14 protein-coding genes and 1 other annotated feature are annotated in these 11,899 nt (G+C 41.3%); all 14 genes read left to right on the forward strand.

The genetic code is table 11. The features are described from left to right. Nucleotides 1-10 precede the first annotated feature (10 nt). The 14 genes from N780_RS12805 to N780_RS12875 all read left to right on the forward strand — a co-directional run bounded on the left by N780_RS12805 (nucleotide 11) and on the right by N780_RS12875 (nucleotide 11,576). The gene (locus N780_RS12805; protein WP_036784706.1) at nucleotides 11-1,465 is read left to right on the forward strand and encodes an Rne/Rng family ribonuclease; all 1,455 of its coding nucleotides are present in this window, start codon (nucleotides 11-13) and stop codon (nucleotides 1,463-1,465) included. A gap of 35 nt (nucleotides 1,466-1,500) precedes the next feature. Continuing rightward, nucleotides 1,501-1,576, forward strand: a sequence feature (ribosomal protein L21 leader region). 12 nt (nucleotides 1,577-1,588) lie between these two features. Further along, complete coding sequence (gene rplU, locus N780_RS12810) at nucleotides 1,589-1,897, forward strand: 50S ribosomal protein L21 (protein ID WP_036784710.1); 309 nt, start codon at nucleotides 1,589-1,591, stop codon at nucleotides 1,895-1,897. 9 nt (nucleotides 1,898-1,906) lie between these two features. After that, nucleotides 1,907-2,239 (forward strand): ribosomal-processing cysteine protease Prp, encoded by a 333-nt coding sequence (locus tag N780_RS12815; RefSeq protein WP_036784712.1) that lies wholly within the window; start codon nucleotides 1,907-1,909, stop codon nucleotides 2,237-2,239. Between the two features lie 14 nt (nucleotides 2,240-2,253). Continuing rightward, a complete protein-coding gene (gene rpmA / locus N780_RS12820) occupies nucleotides 2,254-2,544 on the forward strand; it encodes a 50S ribosomal protein L27 (RefSeq protein ID WP_036784714.1) in 291 nt (96 codons plus the stop codon). A gap of 226 nt (nucleotides 2,545-2,770) precedes the next feature. Then, nucleotides 2,771-3,286 carry a Spo0B domain-containing protein gene (locus tag N780_RS19275; RefSeq protein ID WP_084599572.1) on the forward strand — a complete coding sequence of 172 codons (516 nt, stop codon included), beginning with the start codon at nucleotides 2,771-2,773 and terminating at the stop codon, nucleotides 3,284-3,286. 12 nt (nucleotides 3,287-3,298) lie between these two features. Then, the gene (gene obgE, locus N780_RS12830) at nucleotides 3,299-4,579 is read left to right on the forward strand and encodes a GTPase ObgE (protein WP_036784716.1); all 1,281 of its coding nucleotides are present in this window, start codon (nucleotides 3,299-3,301) and stop codon (nucleotides 4,577-4,579) included. A 24-nt stretch (nucleotides 4,580-4,603) separates the two neighbouring features. After that, on the forward strand, nucleotides 4,604-5,053 hold the full coding sequence (thrR, locus tag N780_RS12835) for a transcriptional regulator ThrR (RefSeq protein WP_036784718.1): 450 nt from the start codon (nucleotides 4,604-4,606) through the stop codon (nucleotides 5,051-5,053). 16 nt (nucleotides 5,054-5,069) lie between these two features. After that, nucleotides 5,070-5,942, forward strand: coding sequence for a prephenate dehydratase (pheA, locus tag N780_RS12840; protein ID WP_156969171.1), 873 nt, complete (start codon nucleotides 5,070-5,072; stop codon nucleotides 5,940-5,942). A 248-nt stretch (nucleotides 5,943-6,190) separates the two neighbouring features. After that, nucleotides 6,191-7,477, forward strand: coding sequence for a SafA/ExsA family spore coat assembly protein (gene safA, locus N780_RS20280; protein ID WP_052115059.1), 1,287 nt, complete (start codon nucleotides 6,191-6,193; stop codon nucleotides 7,475-7,477). Between the two features lie 2 nt (nucleotides 7,478-7,479). Further along, the gene (locus tag N780_RS12855; RefSeq protein WP_036784723.1) at nucleotides 7,480-8,442 is read left to right on the forward strand and encodes a phosphotransferase; all 963 of its coding nucleotides are present in this window, start codon (nucleotides 7,480-7,482) and stop codon (nucleotides 8,440-8,442) included. A 52-nt stretch (nucleotides 8,443-8,494) separates the two neighbouring features. After that, nucleotides 8,495-9,235 (forward strand): NAD(+) synthase, encoded by a 741-nt coding sequence (gene nadE / locus N780_RS12860; protein ID WP_036784726.1) that lies wholly within the window; start codon nucleotides 8,495-8,497, stop codon nucleotides 9,233-9,235. 78 nt (nucleotides 9,236-9,313) lie between these two features. Then, a complete protein-coding gene (locus N780_RS12865) occupies nucleotides 9,314-9,949 on the forward strand; it encodes a YhcN/YlaJ family sporulation lipoprotein (RefSeq protein WP_036784728.1) in 636 nt (211 codons plus the stop codon). 192 nt (nucleotides 9,950-10,141) lie between these two features. Continuing rightward, nucleotides 10,142-10,870, forward strand: coding sequence for a YebC/PmpR family DNA-binding transcriptional regulator (locus tag N780_RS12870; protein ID WP_036784731.1), 729 nt, complete (start codon nucleotides 10,142-10,144; stop codon nucleotides 10,868-10,870). A gap of 154 nt (nucleotides 10,871-11,024) precedes the next feature. After that, entirely contained in the window at nucleotides 11,025-11,576 is a 552-nt protein-coding gene (locus N780_RS12875; protein WP_198135859.1) for an intercompartmental signaling factor BofC, read from the forward strand. Nucleotides 11,577-11,899 lie beyond the last annotated feature (323 nt).

Below are 11,899 nucleotides of genomic sequence, written 5' to 3' on the forward strand. Positions count from 1 at the left end.
GTGAGAATAGATGAAAGACATTTATATTCAAACGCTGCCAACAGAAAAATGGGCAGTCGTCATGGAAGAAAGTAAGATCGATCTGGTATCTGTTTCAAGACAAGATGACGAAGATCTCGTTGGAAACATATATTTAGGAAGAGTCGTTAATATAGAGCCAAGCTTACAAGCGGCCTTTGTACATTTTGGCCAAAGTAAGCTTGGCTTTTTGAAATGTTCAGAGATTCCTGATTCAAGACAGAACCCAGAAAAACGAATTGAACAACTCATCCACGAAGGTCAGGCGTTATGGGTTCAGGTTACAAAGGATGCCATTGAAGATAAAGGAGCGCAGTTAACAGCAAATGTTACGTTGCCAGGCCAGGACATCGTTTACCTCCCGTTTGGCCAGTACCACGCTGTGTCGAAGAAGATTGAAGAGAATAGGCGTAATGAATTAATGGAATTAGCTTCAAGTTGGAGTGAAGGAAAAGAAGGGGTCTTGTTTAGAACATCTGCTAAACATGTATCTGATACTAGATTAATGGAGTCCTGCAGTCGTTTGAAACAAGAATGGAAAGAGATCGAAACCGCCCTCCAAAATCGAAAACCACCTGTCCTGGCTTTTGAGGACCCTGTTATACCTGATCAAATTGTAAGACAATACGGTGAAAAGGAAATTCAATCGATTACAGTCGACGAACAATCGGTGAAGCGACATATCGATCAGCGTTACCCTCATCTTGCATCGAAGTGTGAGTGGAAAGATTCCACTCATCAAAGACCTTTTACAATAGACCAAGTGATCGAGAAGATTATCGAACGTAACGTGCCGCTACAAGGTGGGGCGGAGATTGTGGTGGATCAGACTGAAGCTATGGTAGTAATCGATGTAAATTCAGCCAAAAAAGTGGGGAAAACTTCGAAGTCTCAATCTGTGCTGCAAACCAACGTCGCCGCGGCCAAAGAAGTAGCTAAACAAATCAGGCTCAGAAATTTATCTGGCATGATTTTAATCGACTTTATAACGATGAAAAATCCAAAAGACCAACAAAAAGTTATATCGGCTTTAAAAAAAGAGCTTAAACAAGATCCGATTCGTTCTGAAGTACTAGGGTTTACGAAGCTTGGACTGCTTGAAATGACAAGAAAGCGTACCTCGTCCTCTCTTCCTTATAGGATCGCTGAAAAAAGGCCGGATCATGTGTTAACACTTGAGACAAAAGCCTATCAGCTAGAGAGGGAACTTCTTTCTTATCGGAGAAGTGATAAGGAGGTTATTGTGCTTGAAGTCGATCCAGAACTCTTGTCCTTGTTCAGGGAGAAAATCGACATCGAAAAAATGAAATCTTCCCTTTACAAAGAAGTCTATGTCCTTAATAATAGTAAAAGCGATAGTTCCTATCGCATCCGTTATGTAGGAGATGAGAAAAACCTGCAAGAGCGACCTTTTTATATCGACGGGTCTCTTGACAGGTTGTTTTAGAGGTGGTAACATCTATATGTTATGTCTCGTAGCACCAAGTGCTACAACCGCTCAAAACAGGTTTTTAAGCTCGAAAATTCGAGCACCTGCATGGCGAGTCTGAGTGCAAGAGGAGGTGCAAGTATGTACGCAATTATTGAAACTGGTGGCAAACAAGTCAAAGTAGAAGAAGGTCAAACCATCTACGTTGAAAAAGTTGAAGCTGCTAATGGTGAAAACGTAACGTTCGACAAGGTACTTGTAGTAGGTGGCGAAGACACGAAAGTCGGAGCTCCTTACGTAGACGGTGCTTCTGTTACGGCTAAAGTCGACAAACAAGACCGTGGCCGTAAAGTAACTGTATTCAAATACAAGCCTAAAAAGAACTACAAGCGTAAACAAGGTCATCGTCAACCTTACACAAAACTTACTGTTGAAAAAATCAACGCGTAAGGGTGCCTTATGATTCAGGTACTTGTAACACGAAATGAGCAAAGCCACATCATAGATTTTGAATTGAGCGGACATGCTGAGAGTGGTCCTTATGGACATGATCTCGTTTGTGCTGCTGTTTCAGCTGTATCTTTCGGTGCAGTAAATGCTGTGATAGAACTTTGTGAGTTTGAACCTGTCATCGAGCAAGAGGGTGAAGGTGGATATTTGAGAGTTGAACTCCCGGATTCCCTTTCTCCTGCTGTGTTTGAGAAAGCACAAGTCTTGTTAGAAGGTATGATGATATCACTTAAAACCATTGAACGTGATTATGGTCAATATATTACAATAGTCGAACCATAAGGAGGTGCAGCCCAATGCTACGTCTGAATTTACAATTCTTCGCCCAAAAGAAGGGTGTAGGTAGTACAAAGAACGGTCGTGACTCTGAGTCTAAGCGTCTTGGAGCGAAGCGTGCTGACGGTCAGTTTGCGACAGCTGGTTCTATTCTTTACCGTCAACGTGGTACAAAAGTTTACCCAGGTGCTAACGTAGGCATCGGTGGTGACGACACACTATTCTCTAAAGTAGATGGTGTTGTTAAATTTGAACGCTACGGTCGTAACCGCAAAAAAGTTAGCGTATACCCTGTAGCTCAAGAAGCGTAAGCTTTTTAGAAAAACTCTAGCCTTCGGGTTAGAGTTTTTTTATTGAGATGTGAATGGATAAAATGAGTTGATGCACGATATGTTGAGCATCTTTTGTCATATGAAATCGTAAAGGAAAAAACCTCTCTTATGAACCCTCTGGAAATAAATCGCTACTTTTCAACAATCTTTTCCCAATGACCCTAAGTCTGCTATACTTTTACTATTATGATAAAAGGAGCGGGATATGATGAAAGTTGATGAGGTGGAGAATCTCTTGAGGCACTACCGGCATGATTGGATGAACCAGTTACAGCTTGTGTATGGATATGCCACAATGGACAAGATGGAATTAGTAAAAGAGAAACTCCAGCATATTATTGCGGTTTCAAGAGAAGAATCAAAACTAATGAGTCTTAAGGCACCAAGGTTTTCACTTTGGGTCGTGCAGTTCCGTGAGCATTATAATCAATTTCATATGACCTATCATGTAGATTCTTCGCTAGACTTGTCTGCTTTTGATCAGTCCTTAGTTCACTCATTAAACCAACTCATGTCGCATCTGAAACAGCATGTGAATGAACTGAATTTATACGAAATAGAGATGTCTGTCACGAAAGGTGAAACACCTATCATCACGCTGGGTGTGAGTGGGGATTTAAATGCAGTAGAATCCCTGAAGTCAGAGATCCAACCAATACAATTTGTAAAAGACATAGAGATAACAGACAGACAGATGTTAATCTCTTTGTTATTAAAATAAGAGGTGAAAGAAATGTTTGTCGATTCGGTTAGTGTTTATATAAAAGCCGGTGACGGAGGAGACGGAAGTGTATCCTTCCGCCGAGAGAAATATGTTCCTATGGGTGGCCCTGCTGGCGGTGACGGTGGTAACGGAGGTGACGTCATCTTTGAAGTCGATGAAGGCTTAAATACACTTATGGACTTCCGTTACAATCGTCATTTTAAGGCGAAACGTGGCGAACACGGAAAAAGTAGAGGAGCGCACGGGAAGAACTCTGATCCTCTAATCGTACCGGTCCCTCCAGGAACAACGGTAAGAGATGCTGATACTGGAGATGTGCTTGCTGATTTAATTGAACACAAGCAGCAAGCCATTATCGCTAAGGGTGGTCGAGGTGGCCGCGGAAACATCAAGTTTGCGACACCTCGTAACCCGGCACCTGAGATTTCTGAGAACGGTGAACCAGGTGTAGAACGTAATGTTTCATTAGAATTAAAACTGATGGCTGACGTTGGACTAGTAGGGTTTCCAAGTGTAGGGAAATCAACACTCTTATCTGTTGTGAGTGCAGCTAAGCCTAAAATAGCTGAATATCATTTTACAACCATTACTCCGAATTTGGGAGTAGTTGAGACAGAAGATCAGCGTAGTTTCGTTATGGCTGACCTTCCTGGATTGATTGAAGGCGCTCATGAAGGGGTAGGGCTTGGTCATCAGTTCTTGCGCCACGTTGATCGTACGCGTGTTATTGTACACGTTGTGGACATGGCAAGTATGGAAGGGCGAGATCCATATGAGGACTTTGTGACAATAAACGAAGAGTTAAAACAATACGATGAAACTATATTAGAACGTCCTCAAATTATCTTAGCGAGTAAGATGGATATGCCTGAATCCGAGGAAAAGCTTGAAGAATTTAAATCTCAGCTTGAGCAAGATATTCCGATTTACCCGGTCTCTTCTATTACACGTGGAGGGTTAAAGGAAGCGTTGTTTGCTATTGCTGATATTCTTGAAACGATTCCAAAAGATGATACGCCTGTTGAGGAAGTAGAAGAACGCGTTGTATACCGCTTCGAGAAAGAAGAGACTCCGTTTGAAATTACGCGTGAATCTGATGGTGCCTTTGTATTAAAAGGACCGAAGATTGAGAAATTATTCAAGATGACCAATTTCGACAGGGACGAATCCGTCAGCCGATTCTCTCGTCAGCTACGTACAATGGGAGTAGACGATGCCTTGCGTAAACGCGGTGCGAAAGATGGCGATACGATTCGCTTGCTTGATTTTGAATTTGAATTTGTCGAATAGACTATTCAAAAGGGGAACGAGATCATGGGAATAAACAATGAACAATTTTTTTTAGTCCGTAGTGACGTTTTACCAGAATCCATGCAAAAAACATTGGATGCAAAAGCCTTGCTTGAGAGAGGGAAAGTTGATTCGGTTCATGATGCCGTACAAAAAGTAGACTTAAGCCGAAGTGCCTTTTATAAATATAGGGATGCTGTATTCCCTTTCCAAGCAATGGTGAAAGAGAAAATGATTACGCTTTTCTTTCATTTGGAAGATCGTTCTGGTACGCTTTCTCAATTACTTGCGGCGGTTGCTGAATCAGGCTGTAATATATTAACGATACACCAAACGATTCCGTTACAAGGGAAAGCAAACGTAACGCTTTCATTAAATACATCTGGTATGAGTCAATCAATTGATCAATTATTACAAGATTTCAAACGCTTAGACTTTATAGACCGAGTTGAGGTTGTAAGTAGCGGAGCATAGCTGAGGGGGATTCATAGTGGTGAAAGTAGGATATTTAGGTCCAAAAGGGACATTTACGAATATAGCAGTAGACGCACTTTTTGAAGCGGAGCAGACGGTTAGTTACAGAACGATTCCAGAGTGTTTAGATGCGGTAGACACACAAGAAGTTGAGCTAGCGGTAGTTCCTGTTGAAAATGCAATTGAAGGGACAGTGTCCATGACTATTGATTATTTAATTCATCAGGTGGAACTTCCTATTATCGCAGAAGTGGTTGTGCCCATTACGCAGCATATCCTCGTTCATCCTGAGTTTGAGGGAGATGTAGAGCGTATAGAACACGTATATTCGCATAGCCATGCCATTGCTCAGTGTCACCAATTTATTCATAAAGAAATGCCTGATGTGGAAGTTCACTATAGTGCTTCCACAGGAGAAGCTGCTGCTAAAGTGAAGGACCTTAAAGGTCAGCACGCTGCTATAGGAAATGCGCTTGCAGCACAAGAGTATGGCTTAAAAGTGTTAAGGGAAAATGTTCATGATTATAATAATAACCATACACGCTTTGTGGTGGTCCAAAAAGAGCAAGCACCAGTAGAGATGAAGGATCATGAAGTGAAGCAACAAAAAACAACGCTAATGGTTACGTTGCCGAGTGACCGAGCGGGTGCGCTTCATCAAGTTCTATCTGCCTTTGCATGGCGAAAAATGAACCTTTCAAGGATCGAATCACGTCCTATGAAGACGGGGTTAGGCAACTACTTCTTCATTATAGATGTTAACCAATCTTATGATTCCATTTTGTTTCCAGCTCTGCAGCAAGAGCTAAAAGCCTTGGGGTGCCAAACTAAAATTTTGGGCACATATCCTTGCTTTGAAATTCAATCAAATGCAGTTTATAAAATGTAAAGAAAAGGCCTCTTTCCTTATTTTGGGAAGAGGCCTTTTTTAAATAGATAAATAAATGCCGCTATTGCTTTTTTATCCAATTAGAGTAGATTCTTGCGTGGTCAATATGATAATAGACTGCAGGAATCCGGAAAAAAGTTAGGCAAATCCATCAATCTTTTGGTTGTTCATGCATATGTTGTATGGAGTTCATCTGTTATTTATTTTCTTATGAGAATGCCTATAACAGAAAGAAGGGAGTAACTGCGGTGAAAATACATGTTGTTCAAAAAGGGGACACATTGTGGAAGATTGCCCAAAAATATGGGGTGAACTTTGAAGAGCTGAAAGCGATGAATACGCAGCTCAGCAATCCAGATATGATTATGCCTGGCATGAAGATCAAAGTGCCGACGGATTCAAAGCCGGTAAAAAAAGAGATGAAAAAGTACCCGGCAGAACATCCGTATAAAGATACGTCACCAAAGCCGTTACCTATGATAAAAGAAGAGAAGAAAGAGCAGCCAAAGGAAATGCCTAAAAAAGAGATGCCGAAAAAGGAAATGCCTAAAAAAGAAGCTGTTAAACCAGCGACACAAGAGAAGCCGATGATGCCGGTGCAGCCACAGCCTCAAATGCCTATGCAGATGGCTCCAATTCAAATGCAATTTCCAACTATGGAGCAACAAATGCAAAATTACTATACCACAGTGAATATCCCTAAGATGCCTCAATATAAAGAACCGAAACCTGAAGTTAAACCTAAAGCAAAAACGGAACCGAAACCTAAAGCGAAACCTGAAGCGAAACCTGAAGCCAAACCAAAAGGGAAATCTGAGGAGAAACCTCAAGATGTAAAAGGGGTTCAGCAAGAGGAGCAAAAGCCACAACTAATGCCACAAATGCAGCAACAAATGCAGCAACAAATGCAGCAACAAATGCAGCAGCAGATGCCACAAATGCAGCAACAAATGCCACAGCAGATGCCGCAAATGCAACAACCAATGTACTACTATCCAATGATGCATCAACCTTGTGTACCTTGCCCACCTCATCCTTGTATGCCTTGCTATCCACATCCTCAATACCTAGGAAGTAGTGATGTGAATTGCTACGATGAAGGGCAAATGATGCCAATGCAGCAAGGTATGGTTCAAGGGGCTTATGATGAATTTGCTGAATCATCTAGTATGGATATGCCTCAAATGCCAGGTCAAGTGGCTGGTATGAGTGATGATTGCGGATGTGATGACGGATACCAGCAAGGATACGGGATGCCACAGCAAGGATATGGCATGCCACAGCAAGGATACGGAATGCCACAGCAAGGATATGGCATGCCACAGCAAGGATACGGAATGCCGCAGCAAGGATATGGCATGCCACAGCAAGGAAGCGGTATGCCAGGTCAAGGAGGCGGAATGCCGCAACAAGGATATGGGATGCCGCAGCAAGGGGACCAGGGAGGGTATGGTTTCCCTCAAATGGGGCCAGGAAGTTCTCAATTTAGTGGATTAGATATGCCAAGATTTGACGATGACGACGAGGATTATTAAATATGAAGAAATTAAAAGGGGGAGTCGGAAGCGACTTTCCCTTCTCTTTTTTTGAGGAGAAGGCAGGTTTAACTATTCGTAATTTCAAAGTCATTAAGCCTCATGTGCTTTTCGTGTCTACAGGATCAGGGTCATTTATCTTAAAGCGATATAGCTCGGTACATTCTGTCAGGCAACAATGGGGATTGTTTACAGGCCTTCCTAAAGACTCTCCTGTAATTCCGTTTTCTCCTTTCCCATCAGGTGATTTTTATATAAGAGATGAATATGGTTCAACCTGGACATTAGCTCCTTACATGTATCGTGGAGAGGGATTAAGTTATAAGCGTAAATGGGATAGGGAAACTGCCTGTGATGTGTTGGATCAATTTCATCAAAAGGCTAAGGGAGTTAAAGTGAAAACAGGGATTGTGAAGCAGCCTTTGTATATTCACTGGAGAAAACGGTTTCGCCTGTTTGAAAACCATTATGATGTGTTTAGGCACTATGGTTATGGAGGCCTTTTTGATTCTTTACGACAAGTATCAGAAAAAGCATACAATCAATTTGTGAAGTTAGATTGGTATGGTCTTGAGAATCGTGGGATGAATGAGCTCTCTTGGGTTCACGGGGATGTTGCAGCTCATAATTTTTTGAAGACAGAACATAATAAAGTATATCTTATCGACTTTGATTTGGCCTCACAATCCCCGAGGGTCTATGACTGGATTCAGATTGCTCAGCGTTTTTTACCATTTGTGGAAGGTCGTGAAGAAATCGCTTATATAGAACATAAACTGACTCAAGAGGAACTTCCTTTTTTTCGCCTTGGGTTAGCGATTCCTGCCTCTATAGTAAGAGAGTGGAATACGTTTATGGCAAGTCATCCATCATCTGAAGAGGTTCTTTACTACCTTCAAGTGCTCCATGGAAGGTGGCGCAAGCAACAAACATTTGTAGAACAAAACAAGTTTATGCTAACATGATATGAGAACTAACCTAACATAACTTATAGTAACTGAAAGGAAGAGCGTACTTATGCAAGAAAAAGTTGACAAGCTTGTGAAATGGTTGCAAGATCAAGCGAATGATGCAGGATTAAAAGGACTTCTTGTAGGAGTAAGTGGAGGAATTGATTCAGCTGTCGTAGCACATTTAATTAAGCGTGCGTTCCCGGATAATTCGCTGGGTGTAATCTTACCGTGTAAGAGTAATCCAAATGATCAAGAGGCAGCTCAAAAGGTTATTGACAGCTGTGGCATTAAATCAATGACTGTGGATTTAACAAAAACACATGAAGTGATGTTTTCAACTATTCAAGACCAACTTAAATCTGCAGGTGATTATAACGAAAACCAAGAGAAATTAGCTGATGCAAACCTGCGTGCACGCTTACGTATGAGTACGTTATACTCTGTTGGAACGAATTACAAATATCTTGTAGTAGGAACAGATAATGCAGCTGAATGGTATACGGGTTACTTTACTAAGTATGGTGATGGAGGCGTTGACTTAGTACCGCTTGTTCACTTAACAAAAGGTGAAGTTCGAGATATGGCACGTGAACTAGGAGTTCCGGAAGAAATTATCGAGAAGAAACCAAGTGCAGGTCTGTGGGAAGGTCAAACAGATGAAAACGAAATGGGTACATCTTATGAAATGATCGACAAACATCTTAAGGGCGAAGAAATCCCTGAAAAAGACCGTAAAATTATTGAAGATATGCATAAGAAGAGTGCTCATAAGCGTGAATTAGCTGCGGCTCCGCCTGAATCTTAAATCATAAATTACCTAAATGTAACTCGGTTAATGAAAACCTCCCTAAGCCATCCTAAGGATGAAAGGGAGGTTTTTCTCATGAAAAAAGAATTCATGATAGGCGCGGTTCTCTCTCTTGGATTACTTGCAGGTTGTGGTGGTGCCGACGAAGAATCCATTCAAACTGAACTTGAACCAGAGTCTTTAAACTCTGAATTAGAAGGTCAGGCGGAGAAAAACGCTAAAGAAGATCGTAATCAAGATATCGGCAAAAATCAGCCAAAGTTTCAAACGAATATCGATACAGAATATTACCAGTATGAATTAGAGAGATCTCGTCCTAAAAATGGCGAGGCTCAAAAAGAGTATCCAACAACCCCGACTACTGATAAGGATGCCAACTCTTATAATAATAAAGAGTACGACAAGCAATCTAGAGTAATTGGGAAGCGTTTAAGCCAGTCTCGTTATGTAAAGACTGCACAAGTTGTCGTGACAAATGATGCTGTTCTAGTAGCAGTGGAAGAGCCAGACCGTGCGACATATACAAGGGTAGATGTGGCGGAAAAGGTACGTGCAGCTTTGAAAGAAATGCCTGAAACTAAAGGAAAAGAAATCGTTGTGTATACGGATGAACGCTACTGGGATCGAATGAAAGATCTTAAGAGCCGAATTAACCAAGATGAACAGATGCCAGAAGGGATTGACCAATTTAGAGACAAGAATTATAAATAACTAAAGAGTGCTATAGAAGCGCTCTTTTTTTTTGTGGGTTTTTATGATGCACAGGCTATGGACCGTGTTATTTACATATGTCAAAGAAGCAGCTAGCCCTGAATTGGCAGGCTTTTTCAAATTTTTTCTTTGTGTTATAGTAAACATGGATTTTAATTTTTTTATGGAAAGATGAAGAGAGGAGAATGTCCCATGGCAGGTCATTCGAAATGGGCCAATATTAAGCATCGTAAAGGCGCTCAAGACAAAAAACGTGGAAAGCTATTTATGAAAATGGCAAAAGATATATATGTAGCAGCCAAAGAAGGCGGAGGAGATCCTGAAACAAATCCTCAGCTTCGTTTAATGATTGATAAAGCAAAAGCAAATAATGTACCAAACGAAAACATCGATCGTGCGATTAATAAAGCAACTGGTGGTTTAGATGGCGCAAATTACGAAGAGTTCACATATGAAGGGTACGGCCCAGGCGGAGCAGCAGTTATGGTAGAGGTGCTTACCGATAACCGTAACCGTACAGCTTCTGAAGTTCGCCACGCTTTCAATAAGAACGGTGGGAACCTTGGAGAAAATGGATGTGTTTCCTTCATGTTTGATCGTAAGGGTTATATTGTTATCGATCGTTCTCTAGTGGAAGTTGATGAAGATGAATTGATGCTTGAGGCAATTGAGGCTGGAGCTGAGGAAATGGAAACAACAGAAGGGGCATTTGAGATCTACACAGACCCTGAGGCGTTTCAAGACGTTCGTACGACTCTAAAAGAGCAAGACATTTCCCTTGATACGGAAGAAGTAACGTTCTTCCCCCAAACATACTCCGAGCTTGACGGAGAAGTTGCCGAGCAAATGGAAAAGTTAATTGATATGCTTGAAGACCTAGAAGATGTGCAAGAAGTCTACCATAATTTCCGCCAAGCATAACGAGACCTTAAGGATAAAACTTCTAATTTTGGGAACCCTAAAATTAGAAGTTTTTTTTATTCCTAAAACACAACCTGACATCCTTTAGTGGGTGAAAGCGTGCCAGGCGCCGTATAGTGCTTTAAAGGGATAAAGAATCATGGAGGTGGATGGTTTGCGAGGAGTTCGTTTGGTATTAATTACAGTGACTTTCTGTTTGTTAGTAGGTGGGGTTCGTATTATGGATACTTTGCCGCTAAAGGCTTCAGAATCTTCTTCTAACGAAGCAGCGGAAACGAATGAGAGTGTGCAGGAGCCTCTAGAAATAGAAGTTGTGTTGAAGCGTGAGTATATTGATGGACACATCGGTGAAGAACGGAAAAAAGAAACGATTTGGGCAATGGAAGACTTCTGGGCGCGCTATGAGGGCTGGGAGCTTGTAGATCAGCGTGAAGGTCATATTACGTTTAAGAAAGAAATTGATGACCTCTCACCCTTTGTGAAAGAAGCAGGATATTTTGGTTTGAATGAAGGGAATGAACTCATTTTATTTGATGGTACAGATGAACGTTCTGAGGTCATTCAATCCTTTTTCCAAATTGATGTTGGGAAGCTTGAAAGTTTCCAAAGTGAAGAACTACAAAAAGGGATTAAAATCAAATCTAAAGATCAGTACTTAAGTTTACTGAAAAAATATGAGTACTTTTCGATCACGCCAACCCCATAACAAAACCCCTTCCTCTAAGCTTAGAGGAAGGGGTTTTTGGTTTATATGTATTACGATTGCGTTTTACTCTTTGGTGGTCGGTACACTTTTTCAGCATTCACTCCGAGGTTTTTGAGATATTCCACAATACGATCAATCGTACTCATAAATAACACCCCGTTCCCTGATAATATACGTCGATCATACATCTTCATGACCAGTCAGTCAATATGAAAATATGTGCAATTCTGAATCTTTTTTATTTACATCGTTATTATTCCTTATCACATTTCCTTCCGTTGCTTTCCTTATGCCCGACGGAACTGAACAAGGGGCCTGCGCTT

This window comes from Pontibacillus chungwhensis BH030062, from assembly GCF_000770675.1.
Taxonomy (GTDB): domain Bacteria; phylum Bacillota; class Bacilli; order Bacillales; family BH030062; genus Pontibacillus; species Pontibacillus chungwhensis.

Bases quoted from the DNA above. Each gene is read 5' to 3' on its own strand.
- N780_RS12805 (WP_036784706.1), top strand. From the start codon at position 11: ATGAAAGACATTTATATTCAAACGCTGCCAACAGAAAAATGGGCAGTC.
- rplU (WP_036784710.1), top strand. From the start codon at position 1,589: ATGTACGCAATTATTGAAACTGGTGGCAAACAAGTCAAAGTAGAAGAA.
- N780_RS12815 (WP_036784712.1), top strand. From the start codon at position 1,907: ATGATTCAGGTACTTGTAACACGAAATGAGCAAAGCCACATCATAGAT.
- rpmA (WP_036784714.1), top strand. From the start codon at position 2,254: ATGCTACGTCTGAATTTACAATTCTTCGCCCAAAAGAAGGGTGTAGGT.
- N780_RS19275 (WP_084599572.1), top strand. From the start codon at position 2,771: ATGATGAAAGTTGATGAGGTGGAGAATCTCTTGAGGCACTACCGGCAT.
- obgE (WP_036784716.1), top strand. From the start codon at position 3,299: ATGTTTGTCGATTCGGTTAGTGTTTATATAAAAGCCGGTGACGGAGGA.
- thrR (WP_036784718.1), top strand. From the start codon at position 4,604: ATGGGAATAAACAATGAACAATTTTTTTTAGTCCGTAGTGACGTTTTA.
- N780_RS12855 (WP_036784723.1), top strand. From the start codon at position 7,480: ATGAAGAAATTAAAAGGGGGAGTCGGAAGCGACTTTCCCTTCTCTTTT.
- nadE (WP_036784726.1), top strand. From the start codon at position 8,495: ATGCAAGAAAAAGTTGACAAGCTTGTGAAATGGTTGCAAGATCAAGCG.
- N780_RS12865 (WP_036784728.1), top strand. From the start codon at position 9,314: ATGAAAAAAGAATTCATGATAGGCGCGGTTCTCTCTCTTGGATTACTT.
- N780_RS12870 (WP_036784731.1), top strand. From the start codon at position 10,142: ATGGCAGGTCATTCGAAATGGGCCAATATTAAGCATCGTAAAGGCGCT.